15 protein-coding genes are annotated in these 16,269 nt (G+C 53.3%); 11 read left to right on the forward strand and 4 right to left on the reverse strand.

What is annotated here, in order from left to right; all coding sequences use genetic code 11:
- Positions 1 to 93 precede the first annotated feature (93 nt).
- The gene (locus GQY55_RS28045) at positions 94 to 930 is read right to left on the reverse strand and encodes a phosphatase PAP2 family protein (protein ID WP_236575929.1); all 837 of its coding nucleotides are present in this window, start codon (positions 928 to 930) and stop codon (positions 94 to 96) included.
- Between the two features lie 77 nt (positions 931 to 1,007).
- A complete protein-coding gene (locus tag GQY55_RS28050; protein ID WP_160045225.1) occupies positions 1,008 to 1,397 on the reverse strand; it encodes a TIGR04086 family membrane protein in 390 nt (129 codons plus the stop codon).
- A gap of 246 nt (positions 1,398 to 1,643) precedes the next feature.
- On the opposite strand from GQY55_RS28050, the gene GQY55_RS28055 reads away from it, so the two are divergent.
- Positions 1,644 to 2,414: a DUF421 domain-containing protein gene (locus GQY55_RS28055; protein ID WP_236575931.1), complete on the forward strand. Its 771-nt coding sequence runs from the start codon at positions 1,644 to 1,646 to the stop codon at positions 2,412 to 2,414.
- Between the two features lie 2 nt (positions 2,415 to 2,416).
- On the opposite strand, the gene spoVB is transcribed toward GQY55_RS28055, so the two are convergent.
- On the reverse strand, positions 2,417 to 4,030 hold the full coding sequence (gene spoVB, locus GQY55_RS28060; RefSeq protein ID WP_268895079.1) for a stage V sporulation protein B: 1,614 nt from the start codon (positions 4,028 to 4,030) through the stop codon (positions 2,417 to 2,419).
- Positions 4,031 to 4,296: 266 nt separating this feature from the next.
- On the opposite strand from spoVB, the gene GQY55_RS28065 reads away from it, so the two are divergent.
- The 7 genes from GQY55_RS28065 to GQY55_RS31675 all read left to right on the forward strand — a co-directional run bounded on the left by GQY55_RS28065 (position 4,297) and on the right by GQY55_RS31675 (position 11,457).
- Positions 4,297 to 4,539, forward strand: a complete 243-nt coding sequence (locus GQY55_RS28065; RefSeq protein WP_160045279.1) for a post-transcriptional regulator — start codon at positions 4,297 to 4,299, stop codon at positions 4,537 to 4,539.
- Between the two features lie 165 nt (positions 4,540 to 4,704).
- The gene (gene secD, locus GQY55_RS28070; protein WP_160045226.1) at positions 4,705 to 5,976 is read left to right on the forward strand and encodes a protein translocase subunit SecD; all 1,272 of its coding nucleotides are present in this window, start codon (positions 4,705 to 4,707) and stop codon (positions 5,974 to 5,976) included.
- A complete protein-coding gene (secF, locus tag GQY55_RS28075) occupies positions 5,966 to 6,871 on the forward strand; it encodes a protein translocase subunit SecF (RefSeq protein ID WP_160045227.1) in 906 nt (301 codons plus the stop codon). Before secD ends, secF begins: the two co-directional genes overlap by 11 nt.
- A 174-nt stretch (positions 6,872 to 7,045) precedes the next feature.
- A complete protein-coding gene (locus GQY55_RS28080; protein ID WP_160045228.1) occupies positions 7,046 to 8,002 on the forward strand; it encodes a cation diffusion facilitator family transporter in 957 nt (318 codons plus the stop codon).
- Positions 8,003 to 8,056: 54 nt separating this feature from the next.
- A complete protein-coding gene (recJ, locus tag GQY55_RS28085; protein ID WP_160045229.1) occupies positions 8,057 to 10,459 on the forward strand; it encodes a single-stranded-DNA-specific exonuclease RecJ in 2,403 nt (800 codons plus the stop codon).
- Between the two features lie 40 nt (positions 10,460 to 10,499).
- Positions 10,500 to 11,018: an adenine phosphoribosyltransferase gene (locus GQY55_RS28090; RefSeq protein ID WP_160045230.1), complete on the forward strand. Its 519-nt coding sequence runs from the start codon at positions 10,500 to 10,502 to the stop codon at positions 11,016 to 11,018.
- A 334-nt stretch (positions 11,019 to 11,352) separates the two neighbouring features.
- Positions 11,353 to 11,457, forward strand: a complete 105-nt coding sequence (locus GQY55_RS31675; RefSeq protein ID WP_236575930.1) for a DUF4127 family protein — start codon at positions 11,353 to 11,355, stop codon at positions 11,455 to 11,457.
- A gap of 174 nt (positions 11,458 to 11,631) precedes the next feature.
- Here GQY55_RS31675 and uraA read toward each other — a convergent pair whose 3' ends face one another.
- Positions 11,632 to 12,936, reverse strand: a complete 1,305-nt coding sequence (gene uraA / locus GQY55_RS28095; RefSeq protein ID WP_160045231.1) for a uracil permease — start codon at positions 12,934 to 12,936, stop codon at positions 11,632 to 11,634.
- A gap of 306 nt (positions 12,937 to 13,242) precedes the next feature.
- On the opposite strand from uraA, the gene GQY55_RS28100 reads away from it, so the two are divergent.
- From GQY55_RS28100 to GQY55_RS28110, 3 genes are all read left to right on the forward strand, one after another.
- Positions 13,243 to 15,420 (forward strand): RelA/SpoT family protein, encoded by a 2,178-nt coding sequence (locus GQY55_RS28100; protein WP_160045232.1) that lies wholly within the window; start codon positions 13,243 to 13,245, stop codon positions 15,418 to 15,420.
- 47 nt (positions 15,421 to 15,467) lie between these two features.
- Complete coding sequence (gene dtd, locus GQY55_RS28105) at positions 15,468 to 15,917, forward strand: D-aminoacyl-tRNA deacylase (RefSeq protein WP_160045233.1); 450 nt, start codon at positions 15,468 to 15,470, stop codon at positions 15,915 to 15,917.
- Positions 15,918 to 15,981: 64 nt separating this feature from the next.
- The gene (locus tag GQY55_RS28110; protein WP_160045234.1) at positions 15,982 to 16,143 is read left to right on the forward strand and encodes a hypothetical protein; all 162 of its coding nucleotides are present in this window, start codon (positions 15,982 to 15,984) and stop codon (positions 16,141 to 16,143) included.
- Positions 16,144 to 16,269 lie beyond the last annotated feature (126 nt).

Genomic DNA, 16,269 nt, shown 5'->3' on the forward strand with positions numbered 1-16,269 from the left:
CGCAGCCAAACAAAAAAGGCGGTTCCCGCACGGGGAGCCGCCTTTTTTGCTTTTGCATCGGTCATGCAGCATGAACGGATTGCGAATTCAAAGTCAGCCGAACATTTTGCCCTGCTCGCGCAGCATCACGCCGTCTTTGCTTCTCAGGGACAGCTTTGCGAGCGCGATCCCCGCGTTTGAAGCGATAAGGCCGAGTATGGTGCCGGCTATCATATCGGTCAGCCAATGGATGCCCAAATAGAAAATGCTGAAAACAATGATCACCGCGCTGACGGTCGTTATAAGGCCGAAACGGCGGTTGCCCGAGCGCAGCCCGAGGACCATCATCGTAACCGAAATCGACGTATGAAGGCTTGGGAAACAGTTGTTCAGTCCGGATAACGGCCTGTACTCCTGTTCAAAGTTCGGGAACACCTCCAGCATGAAAAACTGCGCTCCGGACGGCGGGTAAGACCATACCTCGTTGACCGGGAAAAACAGGTAAAACGGAATCGCTACGGTGTAGTTGATGATGATGGCGAAGCAGGTTGCCAGCACGAAAACCTTGTTTTGGTCGGAAACGTAGACGCCGAGCGACGCGACGAGCAGCGATTGGAAAACCACCACATAAAAAAACACGAGGACGGGAGTGATGTACCCGCTGTGGAAAAAGTTTTGCAAATGCTGCACGAAATGCCCTTCGAGGCTGAACACCCAAGGCGTGAAATCTTTATGGTAATTCATTTTTTCTTCGATCTGCAGCTCGTATTTGTTGGCCAAGAGCAGGCCCACCATAATACAGAACAGCAATAGGAATTTGCGCGAAGTCAGCAGCTCTTTAATGAAGAGGTAAGCCGCTTTTAACGGGTTGCGGAGCGTCCCCACCCAGATCAGCAGGATGACCGTAACTGCCGATGCGATGGATATTCCCTGCATGGATTGGAATAACAAATCGGTAAAAGCCTCCTCTAGTAAGAATCACGTGACCATAGTGTACCACATTTCAAAAGAAGAGACCCTATAAATAATTATTTTTTGAGATTCACGCCCAGCATGCCGCCGATGGCCGAAGAGGCGAAAACCGCGGCAAGCAAAAGCAGGTCTCCCGTCCGAAGATGGCTGTCCAGCGCAAGGAAACCGATCATGATGACCAGCGCTCCGTACAAAATACCTGTAAGCCCGCCATGGTACCAGCCTTTTTTGCCCGACCGCTTGCCTGCGACGAGACCGCCAAACAACGACGCTGCCGCATGGACCACATAAACGTAACGCGAAAGGCTTTGTTCGTTCATGCCGCTGGACCAAAGCAGCAGGGAGAGAATAAGCGCGCCAAGCATCATCCAGAAAAAAGAATAATAGAGCCCCGAAAGGATCGGATTTGCGATCCGAAAAGAAAATACGCGCCGGATCATGTGCATAACAAGAACCCCCTTCATCATTCTAAGAATTTTGCGAACTCTCCTAATGCATACGTAATGTAAATTTATGTCCAAGCCTTGCGGGGTAGTACAATAACTTTTTCCAATTATTAACCCGCACGGCAGTGCATGGGGAAAATGGGCCGGGGCCAAAATACCAATACAACTTCCGTAAAATTAGCCGCAAGAGGGAGGGTACGGCAAGTGGCATTGCATCTTTTGGTTACCATTTTTCGGACGGTACTCATGTATTTTGTCATCTATCTGACGTTAAGGATTATGGGGAAAAGGGAAATCGGAAAACTGTCCATTTTCGATCTCGTCATTTCCATCATGATCGCCGAAATCGGCGTCTTTGTGCTGGAAGATATCAAGCGCCCGGTATTCGACGGAATCGTGCCGATGGTCACATTAGTCATCATTCAATTGCTGATTGCGCTGGTCAGCCTGAAAAGCCGGAAAGTGCGCTTATGGTTTGAGGGCGAGCCAAGCATCCTTGTGGCCAGGGGCAAGCTGAACCGGGAAGAAATGCGGAAACAGCGCTACAATTTGGACGACCTTCTGCTTCAGCTTAGGGGAAAAAACATTCAAAACATCGCGGACGTCGAATTTGCCATCCTGGAAAATTCCGGGCAGCTGACGGTCATTCCCAAATCCACGTCTCCCGTGCAGCAGCTGCCGGTCAGGCAGCCTCAAAAAACGGGGGGCGGCGTCTATCCTACGGGGCAGTCCGAAAGCTCTTCCGCCAATCCGCGGCGGGCCGTGGCAAGGCCGGGCAATACAAGCGGCTCCCGATCGAAAAAAATGATCTTTGCCCCTGCAGGAACCTTCAACAACGGCGTGCTCCCGGTTCCGCTCATCATGGATGGTAGGGTGCAGGACGACAATTTGCGGATGCTGAAAAAAAACCGGTTTTGGCTTAAACATCAGATCCAGCAGCACGGCGCCAAGGAGTTCAAGGATGTTTTTTTATGTTCGATCGACCATCGCGGCAAAGTGTACGTCGACCGGAAGTAGCGTCAGGCCGCCGGGTTTTTCGGTTCGTCATTCCCGAACCATCTGCCGATGACCGGCATTCTTTTTACGTCCCGCGGCGTCACCAGCTTCAAGGCGAACACCGTAATCAAGAAACCGGCGGCGCCGATAAACGCCGAAGCAAAAAACTGAACCAGACTCAGGCCGGCAAACGGAAGATGGCGGTAGGCCAGGGAAGTAACCGCCGCCGTAATGATCATGGAGCAAAGCAGTTTTACCATTTCAAACAGTTTGAAACGGTATGTAAGCAGCCGGCTGATGCTGTAGCCGTGAAGGAACGCGACAACGATGCTGTTGATGATGATCGCGATGACGGCGCCGTAGATCCCGTATTTGGGCTGCGAGGACAGATACCAGATCAGAAGCAGCTTGACGGTTGCGCTGACAAGCGTGTTGAACAGCGCCCTTCCGGGGCGGTCCAACGCCTGCAGCGCGGCTTGAAGCGGAGCCTGTACATATACGAAAAGCGCAAAAGGGGCCAGCATGCGCAGCATCCCCGCAATGTCCGCATCGTTGTATAAAAGCCGGCAGAGCGGTTCGGCAAGCACATACATCAAGACGGAAAAAGGAGCGCCCGTCACCAAGGCGAGCCGGATCGTCTGATTGAGCCGTTTGTGGATCGTTGTCCGGTCGTTGCGGGCAGCCGCTTCGGAAAGGGATGGAACCAGCGAAACGGCCAGAGAAGAAGTCAGCGCCCCGGGCAGCAGCAGGACGGGGATGATCATGCCTTGCAGCGCGCCGTATTGCGCGGTGGCGACGGAGGTGGCGATGCCGGCGATGGCAAGGCTTTGCGCGGTGACGATCGATTCGAACAGGTACGAAAAGGATCCGACCAGTTTGCCTGCCGTAACCGGAACGTTGATGCCCATGAGCCGCGAAAAGAGCCCCCGGCTTGCGGCTTCGGAGCGGGAGGTTTTATCCGGTTTGACTGCATTCGGCCGTTCCCTGCGGAACTGCCATAACAGAGCGAGCATGCCGAAAAATTCCCCCGCCATAACACCGAGCATCGCTCCTGCCGCGGCGTAAGCAACTCCCTTGGGCAGCAGCAGATAGGCGAACCATAACGTGCATATGATTCTGGCTATCGTTTCGATAATGCTTGAGGCGGCGGACGGAATCATGTTTTGTTTGCCTTGGAAATAACCTCTGTAAACGGAAGAAACGGCAACGATGACGAGCATCGGACTCATGCTGATAAAGGTGTGATAGACGCGGGAATCCGTCAGGATCGTGCTTGTCACCCAAGGCGCGAGCCAAATCGAAAGCGCCATGAACAGGATGCCCAAGCCGACGGTCAGCAGCAGGCTGACCCGAAGGACGAACGCGGAATTTTGCGGCTTGTTTTCCGTTTCGGCCTCGGATACCAGCTTGGCCACCGCGAGCGGAATCCCTCCGGTAATGATCGTGACCAATACCAGAAAAAAGGGGTACCCGAGCTGATAGATTCCGACGCCTTCGGCTCCGATGATCCGGGGAAGCGCGATTCGGGGAATGAAGCCCAATATGCGGTTGATGATCCCGGCCGCAAGCAAAATCATCGTCCCTTGAATAAACGTCTGCTTTTTCGGTGTCCATTTGTCAGGTGTTAGCTTGTTCAAATGCGCCCACTCCCTCTTTCTATGCCCAGCCTCTTATGCCGCTGCAGTCGTCTGCGACAGACCTTTGTATATGGATATGCCGGACTCGTCCATTCATGCCACGACTTTTTGCGCGAAAATATCGCATTCCCGCCAAAAAAAGAACCTGCCCCGGAAAAGAAGGAATGGGGCGATCCGGAGTCGAATGTAGTAGAATCAATATAGATAGGTTGGCATGAAGACATCAGGAAGATCGAGAGGAGGCTGCGCTAGTGAGCCCGGACCATATGAGCGAAAGCGAGCTGGATGCCGCGATTGAGGCGCTGTGCAGAAGCAAAGCGGAGGAATTCAGGCTCGTCGGATACGAGCACGTGACCAGCAAAGACATCTGGAACTGCATCAGCAGCAAATACGAAAAGGAAGGCATTCCTCCCTTGTATAAGCTGACCAACGATATCCTATCCTTGAAAGTGACTGCGTTCATGAATTATATGACTATTTCTGCATATAAAGGTTCCTCTTTCGATTAACGGAGAGGGACCTTTTCGGGTTCACCGGCAGCGATCGCAAAACCGACGGTTTGGCGCGGCGAGATCCTTCCGAAGAGCCGAAACGACAAATATTGATAAATTGACTGCTTTTTGACGCATAGCTATAATAGGAATATTGAGAACGAAAGGGGAACTAGGAACGGCATGAAAAGAATTGCTACTTTCATCATCGTCGTGCTCGTTGCAGCGGGGATCATGGGCTGGTCGACTCCGGGATTGCTCAATGGCGTCCGGCTGGGCCTTGACCTAAAAGGTGGCTTCGAGATTTTGTACGAAGCATCGCCGCTGGAAGCGGGACAAAAGGTTACGAAACAGTCCCTCACGCGTACGGCGGAAAGCCTGGAAAAGCGCGCCAATGCGCTTGGCACCAGCGAACCTGAAGTAACAACCGAAGGTACGAACCGGATTCGCCTTAAAATCGCAGGCGTAACCAACGAAGCCGAAGTCAGAAAGAAAATGAAGGAGCCGGCCTCGCTGACCTTCCGCAGCGCGGATGGCTGCAAGGCGCCTGCGGAAAACGCGCAACCGAAAGATATATATTGCAAGGTTGAACTCGTCGGCAGCGATTTCGTCGAGAACGGAGCTTCCGTCGGCTATGGCCCTCTGAACGAACCTGTCATCGACATCAAGGTAAAGGACAAAAAGAAATTCGCCGATGTGACGAAACGTCTGCTCGGGAAAAACCTGGCTATCTTCCTGGATGAAACCATGCTGTCCGACCCTACGGTACGGCAGGAGCTGACGGACGGCAAAGCCCAAATTTCCGGCAGCTACTCCATCGAAGAAGCCAAACAAATCCGGGATACGATTAACCTGGGCGCCCTGCCTTTGAAACTGACCGAAAAATACTCCCAAAGCGTAGGGGCGACGTTGGGCAAACAGTCGCTGCAAAAAACGGTGGAGGCCGGCATCATCGGTTCCATCGTCATTCTGCTCTTTATGATCGGGATGTACCGCTTGCCGGGCATCATTGCCAGCTTCGGGCTGATCGTGCATACCTGGCTGCTGATTCTCGTGTTCGTCTGGGCCGACTTTACGCTGACCCTTCCGGGTATCGCCGCGTTTATTCTCGGGATCGGGATGGCCGTCGACGCGAACATCATCACAAACGAACGGATTCGGGAAGAAATCCGCAACGGCCGCAGCATCACCTCGGCGGTCAAAGCGGGGAACAAATCTTCCTTCCGTACGATTCTCGACTCGAACATTACGACGATTATCGTCGGTGCCGTGATGTTCGCATTTGGGACAGGCGCCGTCAAAGGTTTCGCCCTCGTCCTGATCGTCGAAATCGTGCTGAGCATTTTGACGAACGTGTATTTGACCCACTTCCTGCTTAGTTTGCTCGTCAAAGGCGAGCTGCTTAAAAAACCGAAGCAATTCGGTGTAAAGGAGAGTGAAATCAATGCACTTTAAGAGAGAATTTGACTTCGTGAAGCTCAGCAAATCCGCGTTTATCTTTTCGATCGTGCTGACGATCGCGGGGATTATCGCGCTTGCCGCTTTCGGTTTGAACTACGGCGTTGATTTCCAGGCAGGCTCGAACGTGGACGTGAAACTTTCCAAAAACGTGACGAAAGAAGAAATTCAACCGCTGCTTAACGAAATTGGAATCGGCAAGGATGCGAGCATCACTCCCGGCGACAAACGGGTGAACATTCGGTTCACGAAGGTGCTTGAAGGCGACCAGGACGAGAAGCTGAAGGCGGCGATCCAACAGCTGGACAAGTCCGCTTCCTTCGAAATCAACACCGTCGATCCGGAAATGGCGAAAGAGCTCGGACGGAATGCGATTTACGCCGTACTCATATCCTGTATCGGGATCATCATATATGTAAGTATCCGGTTTGAATGGCGGTTCGCCGTGTCGGCCATCGTAGCGCTGTTGCATGACGCGTTTATGGTCGTGGCGATCTTCTCCATCTTCAGGTTGGAAGTCAGCCTGACCTTCATCGTCGCGGTGCTGACGATCATCGGTTACTCGATTAACGATACGATCGTTATTTTTGACCGGATTCGCGAAAACCTTCGTTTCGGCAAACAGAAGACGCGCGAGGATTTGGCCAAGCTGCTGAACCACAGCGTCAACCAAATGCTGATGCGTTCCTTGTATACGGCGTTTACGGTATTTATTGCCGCATTTTTCCTGTTCCTGTTCGGCGGGGAATCGATCAAAATGTTCTCGCTGGCCATGGTCATCGGCCTGATCTTCGGAGCCTATTCTTCGATTTTCATCGCCAGCCCGTTGTGGCTGCTCTTTAAGTACAAACAAAAACCTAACCGGAAAGCGGTCAAGCCTTCCAAAGCGTAAGGTTCGTTGTACATTCGAAAGCCGCGTCCCATGCGACGCGGCTTTCGATCTTCCATGTGAAACTCATCGATGGCTTATTCATCTCGAAGAAACGGATGCGGTTTGAACCGTGCGGGTTATATCCATTTCAAAGAATAGAATCGGCATGTTGGGACTGCCGGAGAGGAGGCAAACATGAGCAAAGAGCGTTCACATTCTTCCGATACCGTTACCTGGGCGGGGATGATCGGCGATTTGTCGCTGGCCGTTGTTAAAGGGGCCGTCGGTTATTTCGGGGGCAGCAAGGCACTGCTCGGCGACGCCTTGTATTCCGCTTCCGATGCGGTGTCCGCCTTAAACCGGCTTATTCCGCGGCGCATGTCCGTTAAAAGAAGGGGCCGGGCCGAACTGCCAAGCCGTTCGTACAGGACGGAGCCTTTATTTGCGGTTATTTTTGCGGTGCTTGTCCTGATGGGAGGGCTGCAAATCGCGATCGCTTCCATCCGGGAGATGGCGTCGGGAACCATCGAAATTCCGCATCCGTTTACGCTCATCGCCATTTTCGTGTCGCTTGCCGTGAAAGAAGCCGTTTTCCAACTGCAATACCGTTATTCGAAAAAACAAAGCGACGGAAGCCATACGGCATATGCCGAAGAACACCGTTTTAGCCTGTACACCTCGCTAACCGTTTGCATCGGCGTATTTCTGTCCGTGCTGGGAGATAACCTGCAGTGGAAAGCGATGATGTACATGGATCCGGTGTCGGCCTTGATCGTGGCGGCTTTGGTGCTCCGCAAAGGGTACCTGATGATCGTAAAATCCGTTTACGGTACGCTGGTGCAGGAGACGGAGCAGGAGGATGCATTGAATTTCATCGAAACGGTGCAGCGGGTGCACGGCATTATCACGGTGGACGATTTGAAGGCGAGGGAGCAGGGGCATTACGTGACGGTCGATCTGAAAATCAGCGTCAACCCCCGCATCACGGTGCTTGAAGCGAACGAGATTGCGGAGCGGGCGAAAAAACTGCTGATGAACCGTTTCGTGCATATCAGCGACGTCAATATTCAAGTCGTTCCTTATGATCCCGGCTATCCGTACAAATCCAACCATCATCTGACCGATAGCGACATGCCGACGCTGATTCAATAGAGCTTTCGCTGATTGTTAGGCTCACGGCATCCAGGGAAAGAAAGGTGAAGACGATTGTTTGAATCAAAATATTCGTGGCAGACTCCTTCCGGACATGAAGAGACCGCACGAAGTTTGGCGGAGAAGCTTTCGATCTCCCCATTGACCGCTTCGCTGCTTGCCGCAAGAGGCATCGCCAGCAAGGAAGAGGCGGATATGTTTCTGGGCGGCGGCCTTGAGGCATTGCATGATCCGTATCTGCTGCTTGGCATGGAGAAAGCGGTGCCGCGGATTCGGCGGGCGATCGAACATGGGGAGCATATTTTAATATACGGTGACTACGATGCGGACGGCGTTTCCAGCACTTCGTTAATGATTTATTTTATGCGGCAGTTAAAGGCCTCTTTCGATATTTACATTCCTCATCGCTCCAACGAAGGTTACGGGTTACATAACCACGCGCTGGATTGGGCGCATCAGCAGGGAGTCAGCCTGGTCATTACGGTCGACACCGGGATCAGCGCGGTAGAACAGATCGCTTACGCCAACGGGCTTGGCATCGACGTGATTGTGACCGACCATCACGAGCCGCCGGAAGTGCTTCCCGACGCTTATGCGCTGATCAATCCGAAACAGCCGGGATGCCCGTACCCGTTCAAAGGTTTGGCCGGGGTCGGCGTTGCCTACAAGTTGGCGCAGGCCGTGCTCGGGGAGCCTCCGGTCGAATGGACCGAAATCGTGGCGATCGGCACGATCGCCGACTTGATGCCGCTAACCGGGGAAAACCGCATTTTGGTCAGCCGCGGTTTGGAATCCATGCGGCGTACGTCGTTTCCGGGGATTCGCGCCCTGATGGAAGTGAGCGGGATCGCGATGGGCACGGTGACGGCGACGAACGTCGCGTTCGGGATGGCGCCGCGAATCAATGCCAGCGGACGGCTGGACCATGCCGGCTCCGCCGTATCCCTGCTGACGACCGATGATGCGGACGAAGCGCAGCGATTGTCCCATTCCTTGGATGAGTTGAACAAGGAACGGCAGCAGGTCGTGGAAACGATCGTCCAGGAGGCGCTGGACCAGCTGCAGGGCAAAAGTTCGGACGGCAGCGTTCCCGACGTGATCGTGCTGGCCGGCGAAGGCTGGAACGTCGGCGTCGTCGGCATCGTCGCTTCCAAAATTTTGGAGCGTTATTACCGTCCGGTCATTATTCTCGGCATCGATCCGGAAACGGGCATGTGCAAGGGGTCGGCCAGATCCATCCCGGGCCTTGACATTTACGAGGCGCTGACTTCCTGCAAAGAGCTGATGGACCATTACGGCGGCCATCCGTCCGCGGCCGGAATGAGCCTCCACCGGGATCGGCTTCAAGCGTTTGAGGAAGCGTTAAACCGGTTTGCCGCCGAAGCAATGACGGAAGATGATTATATTCCCGTCACGTCGGCGGACGGGGAATGGCGGCTGTCGGACGTTCCGCTGGCCGTCATTGACGAACTGGATATGCTGGCGCCGTTCGGCATGGCCAATCCGGTGCCGAAGCTCATTTTTCGCGGCACGGAGCTCGTGGAAACGCGGAAAATGGGGAAAGACGGGAAACATCTGAAGCTGGTCGTCCGGCAGGGCGGAACGCGGATGGAAGCCGTGGCGTTTGGCAAGGGCGATCTGGCGGACGTGCTGGAAGAAGGAGTGACGCTGGATATACTCGCCGAAGTATCCGTTAACGAATGGAACGGGTCGCGCAAACCGCAGCTGATGCTCCAGGATATGCGGATCGTGGGTCCGCAGGTATTCGACCTGCGCGATGCCAAGGAGCCTTGGACGCTCGTCCAACAGATCTATGACCGGATTTCGCCCCATATGAGATTGGATCGCCGGCATACCGCCGCCGTGTTTAATCCGGGCATCGAAAGTTCCCCGAAATTGCATTTGAATGATAGCACCCTTTGGGTATATGATAAGAATGCTGGAATTTCGGCATATAACGACGCGGCGCTGACTTATGGCCCAGATCATATTACGACTTTATTTATGATACATGTGCCCGACTCTGCGGAACAGCTGGATACGCTGCTCGCTACGTTCAAAAACCTTTCCAACCTGTTCCTTCTCCATTCGGGGCGGAGCCGGGCGGAAAAACTGACGGCGCCGAGCCGGGATCAATTCAAATTGCTGTACGTATTACTGATGCGGATCGCTTCGGAGCCCATCAGCGAAAAAGAAGCGCTTGTCCGTCTCAGCCAGCAGTCTTCGGCCACCATACGCATGGTATCGATGATGATGGACGTGTTCGAGGAGCTCTCGTTCATTGAACGCCGCGACGGACATATCGTGGTCATTCCAAAACCGCCGAAACGCGAGCTGAGCAGTTCCGCTCATTTCTCCGCATTGGGCAATCTGGCCGAAATGGAACAGCATTTGCTGTATGCGGGCACTTCCCAATGCACGAGCTGGGTGATATCCCGTTTGGAAGGCGCCAGCTAAACGCATGACCTTTTTGCATATTACTTAGGAGGAGATTTATTTGGATTACAAGAAACATATTCGGGTCATTCCCGATTTCCCGCAGCCGGGGATCAGCTTCAAAGACATTACAACATTGCTTCAGGACGGAGAGCTTTACAAAAAAGCCATCGACGATCTTAAACAAATGGTATCCGCTCTGAGCATCGATGTGATTGCAGGTCCCGAAGCGCGCGGGTTTGTCGTAGGCGCTCCTCTGGCCTATGCGCTTGGCGTCGGTTTTGCGCCGATCCGCAAAAGCGGAAAGCTTCCATATGAAACGATCGAAGTCGGATATGACCTGGAATACGGCAAGGACCGTCTTGCCATGCATACGGATGCGATCCGCAAAGGTCAAAACGTCCTGATCGCGGACGATCTGCTGGCTACCGGCGGCACGATTTCGACTTCCGTGAACCTTGTGCGTCAGCTGGGAGGAAACGTGGTCGGCGCTGCCTTCCTGATCGAGCTTTCGGCTTTGAACGGCCGCGGGAAGCTGCCCGGGGTGGAAGTATTCTCCCTGATGCAATACGAAGACTGATCTTAAAATAAAGCGGAAACTTTAACGTTTCCCGGGAAATAAAACAAGATGCCTTTGGGTCGATTTCGGCCTGAAGGCATTTTTTTTGTAAAAAGAAAAGCATGCGCCATGCGTATGGTTCAGGATAGCTAAAGCGTTGTATAAAAAAATCCTCCGAAGTGTTAAGATAACTTCGGTTCGCCAACCAAATTTAAAACACGAGGAGGAGATCAGATGCCATCTGATGTGAACAGTTTAACACATACAAAAAATGGAATTGCAAGTATCACATTGTGTTAGCGCCAATTAAGCGCCGGAAGCGCGAAACCGATGGCGGCAAAGAGGGCTTGAAACGATGGGGAAAGAGAACAAAATCGCTTTGATTCCGCTGGATGAGCGGCCCTGCAACTACGAAGCGGAAATTACCGACTGCTGCATGCCCGTGGAACCGGACCTTTGAGGTGGGGCTTAGCGTTCATTTTCGTGCTCCTGCATTGGGGCGGGAACGGGATCGGGATCGGAGCGGGAGTCATAGTTCAGGCCTTCCTTGGAATGTGAATTGAATCTTCCGGATTAAAAAATAGAGCCGGCAGCGCTCCACGCAACGGAGGCCTGTCCGGCTCTTTCATTTGGATCAGTCTGGAGTTTTTTCGGCGAGTTCGCCGCTTTTTTCGTTGGATAGGCCAAGCACTTCAATCAGCCTGAAGAACAAGCTGAGCACGATGCCCACGATCGTCGCAAGCGCCATCCCTTTCAGGTGGACGTTGCCGATATCGAGCTGCACGCCGCTGATGCCGACAACAAGCACGAGCGTGGCGAGGATCATGTTGGTCGGTTTTGAAAAGTCCACTTTTTGCTCGACGAAAATACGCAGCCCCGAAGCCGCGATGACCCCGAACAGCAGCAGCGATACGCCGCCCATGACGGGTTCCGGGATGTTCGCGATGACTGAGGAGAACGTTCCGGAGAAGGAAAGCACGATAGCGATAACGGCTGCCCCGCCGATCACGAACACGGAGTAGACTTTGGTCAGCGCCATGACTCCGATGTTTTCGCCGTACGTCGTGTTCGGCGTGGAGCCGACGAAACCGGACAGGATGGTCGAAATGCCGTTACCGAGCAAAGAGCGGTTCAGTCCGGGATCTTTGGACAAGTCTTTGCCGACGATGTTGCTTGTGACAAGCAAATGCCCGATATGCTCGACAATGACGACCAGCGAAACCGGTATGATGGTAAGGATCGCATTCATATCGAATTTAGGAGTGGTGATCGTCGGCATCGAAATGAGATGCGCGCTTGCGATAGCGCTTTTGTCGATCATGCCCGGCATAAAGTAGGCGACCGCGTATCCGGTCACGATCCCGATCAGGATGTGGATGATCTTCGGGAAACCACGGAACAGCACCGCGCCGATGACGGTGACGCCAAGCGTCGTCATGGACAGGATCACGCTGTTCGGATTAAACCAGTCGGCTGCAGCGCCTTCCTTCGGGATCAATCCTGCCATGCCTGCCGCTGTAGGGACGAGCTCGAGGCCGATCGTTGCGACGATGGCGCCCATGGCCGCGGGAGGGAAGACGACGTCGATCCATTTCGTTCCGGCATATTGCACGACCAGGCCGACGGCGACGAAAATGACGCCGGTGACGATAAAAGCGCCGAGCGCCAGCGGGTAGTTGTCCGCGTTATGATCCAGGACGGCCAGCACGGGCGAAATAAACGCGAAGCTGGAGCCGAGGTAGGCGGGGATTTTTCCGCTGCAAATCAGAATGTACAGCAGGGTACCGATGCCGTTCATCAGCAAAATCATGCCGGGATCGACGCCGAACAGGTTAGGCACGAGCACCGTGCTGCCGAACATGGCAAACAGATGCTGCAAGCTGAGAAGGAATCCCGGACCCAGCGGAAGCCTTTCATGGACTTGAATCTCGCGTTGCAAGGTTCTTCACTCCTAAATATGAATTTTTTCGTTTCTCGAATTGCATTCAATGAACTAGAATAGCTAAGAAGCCGACATTTTTCAATCATTTTTTATGCGATTTTCGCAAAATCCTGTTATAAACATGGACGAAATATTAAAAAGATGCGAATGTTCGCGGGAGTCTTCCCTGTTCCTGGCAAGAAATATTGACGCGAAGCCTTTCAAGCGTCATAATTATAGGAAATCTTATTTGACCAGGGAACCTGCTAAGGATAAACGTTTGCGGGTTCTATTTCATATAGAAGGGACACGGAAACGACTAGAATGGGCATAGAGCGATTACTTGAAAAGGCAGGCGCCTATATCAAAGAACCGGATTTGAGCCGCATCCGCGAAGCCTATGAATTTGCGGAGCAAGCTCACCACGGACAAGTCCGCAAATCCGGCGAACCGTATATTCTGCACCCGCTTGCGGTTGCAGAAATTGTCGTGGGCTTGATGATGGATACGACCTCCATCGTCGCTGCGCTGCTGCATGATGTCGTTGAGGATACGACCGTATCGCTGGAAGAAATCCGTGATAAATTCGGCGACGCTTGCGCGATGCTGGTTGACGGATTGACCAAACTGGAGCGTATCCAGTTCCGTTCCAAAGAAGAGCAGCAGAACGAAAATTACCGCAAAATGTTTATCGCCATGGCGCAGGATATCCGCGTCATCGTGATCAAGCTGGCGGATCGGCTTCATAACATGCGTACGTTAAAATACCAGTCTGAGGAAAGCCAGCGCCGGATCGCCTACGAAACGCTCGAAATTTTTTGTCCGATCGCGGACCGGCTCGGGATTTCGGCGATCAAAAGCGAGATGGAGGATCTGTCCCTCAGATATCTCAATCCGCAGCAATATTACCGCATCGCCAACCTGATCCACAAAAAACGCGCCGAACGCGAGCAATTCGTGGAAAACGTCATTTCCCGCATCCGCGAAAAGCTGGACGAAATGGGCATCGAAGGGGATTTGTCCGGCAGGCCGAAGCATATTTACAGCGTTTTTAACAAAATGACGGCCAAAAACAAGCAGTTTAACGAAATCTACGACCTGATCGCGATCCGGGTGATCGTCGACAACATCAAGGATTGTTATGCCACGCTTGGGATCATTCATACGTTATGGAAGCCGATGCCCGGGCGTTTCAAAGATTATATCGCCATGCCGAAAGCCAATATGTACCAATCGCTCCATACGACGGTGGTCGGCCCCAACGGCGAGCCGACGGAAGTGCAGATCCGGACGTGGGAAATGCACCGGACGGCCGAATACGGGATCGCGGCACACTGGGCGTATAAGGAAGGAACGACGCCGGGCGGCAATTTCGAAAATAAAATGACCTTTTTCCGGGAAATTCTGGAGCTTCAGCATGAAGCGAAGGATGCTTCCGAGTTCGTGGAATCCCTGAAGATGGATTTCTTTTCGGACCTCGTATTCGTGTTTACTCCGAAGGGCGAGGTTATTGAACTGCCTTCCGGCTCCGTGCCGCTCGATTTTGCTTACCGCATCCACACGGAAGTCGGCAACCGGACGATCGGCGCCAAAGTCAACGGCCGGATCGTGCCGCTGGACCATCGCCTGAAAACCGGGGACATCGTCGAGATCCTCACGTCCAAGCATTCCTACGGGCCTAGCGGAGACTGGCTGAAGATCGCCCAATCGTCCCATGCAAGAAGCAAAATCAAGCAGTGGTTCAAGAAGGAAAAACGTGAAGAAAACGTGGAAAAAGGCCGCGACATGATCGAGCGCGAGCTGAAAAACCGCGGTCTTGATCCGGCGGAATGGACGACGGACGACAAGCTGCTGGAGGTTGCCAAAAAGTTCGCCTTTAATGATGTGGATGATATGCTGTCCGGGATCGGATTCGGCGGCATTACCGCCGCCCAAATTTGCACGCGCCTGACGGAACGTCTGCGCAAAGAGCAGGAAGAAGCGCACCTGCTTGAACTGACGACGGAGAAGAAGGAAATCAAGGCCCCTTCGGAAAAAAGATCCCGTCCGACCAATGGCGTGCGCGTCAAAGGGATCGACAATTTGCTCGTCCGTTTTGCGCGCTGCTGCAACCCCGTTCCGGGGGATGAAATCGTCGGCTACGTGACCCGCGGGCGCGGCGTGTCCGTTCACCGGGCGGACTGTCCGAACATCCAGGTTTCGGGGGACGGCGAAGAAGCGGCTCGCGTGATCGAGGTCGAATGGGAGAACGAAATCGAAGCGAATTACAGCGTCGACATCGAAATTACGGGCCATGACCGCAACGGGCTGCTGAACGAGGTGCTGCAGGCGGTGTCCGAAAGCAAAACGAACATTTCGGCGGTTACCGGGCGTTCGGATAAAAACAAAATGGCGCTGATCCACATGACGATCCTGATCCGCAATACGGATCACCTGCATTCGGTCGTTGAACGGATCAAACGCGTCAAAGACGTGTATACCGTGCATCGGATTATCCAATAACAGGATAATCCTTTCATTTTTTCAAAGCATATGGAGGAGTTTTCGGCATGAGAGTTGTCGTTCAGCGCTGTAAGGAAGCGCAGGTTACCGTAAACGGAGAGGTTACCGGCAAGATAAACCAAGGATTGATGGTGCTTGTGGGGGTGACCCATGAAGACACGGAAAAGGATGCGCAATATTTGGCCGACAAAGTCGCCGGCTTGCGCATTTTCGAGGACGAAGAAGGAAAAATGAATTTCAGCGTAACCGATGTGGGCGGAGGGATTTTGTCCGTGTCGCAGTTTACGCTGTACGGCGATTGCCGCAAAGGCAAACGCCCGAATTTTATGGCCGCGGCCAAACCGGATCAGGCGCTTGGGTTATACGAATGTTTTAACCGCGAGCTGGCGGCAAAAGGGCTGCAGGTCGAAACCGGCCGCTTCGGCGAAATGATGGATGTGGAGTTTACCAACTGGGGGCCGGTCACGCTCATCATCGACAGCAAAGCGACGGCATAAATCGGTCTTCATGCGGGAATGCTGAATCTATAATCATCAGCTTCACCCGAAGGAGCCGTCATCGATGCGCCAATCTTCCCAAGGATCCGCCCTGAAGCAGCTGCCGCTCATTCCGATCGAATCCGTAAAGGAAGCGGTAAAGCTGGAGCGGACAGGCCGAATCCCTTTTCCTTTATGGCATGGATACCATAAGGGCAAAGGATCGCTGCCGTACATGCAGCGTTAATCAACGAATTTGTCGACCGGCATCAAAAGCAGGGTTCCCGTTAGCGGAAGCCTGCTTTTTAACATCATTCATTGTTACACTTGCATTTTGTGGGGTAATTACAACGTATAAAGATCAACCTATTCC

The sequence above is a fragment of the Paenibacillus sp. USDA918EY genome (genome assembly GCF_009870825.1).
In the GTDB taxonomy this organism is placed as follows: domain Bacteria; phylum Bacillota; class Bacilli; order Paenibacillales; family Paenibacillaceae; genus Paenibacillus_AQ; species Paenibacillus_AQ albilobatus.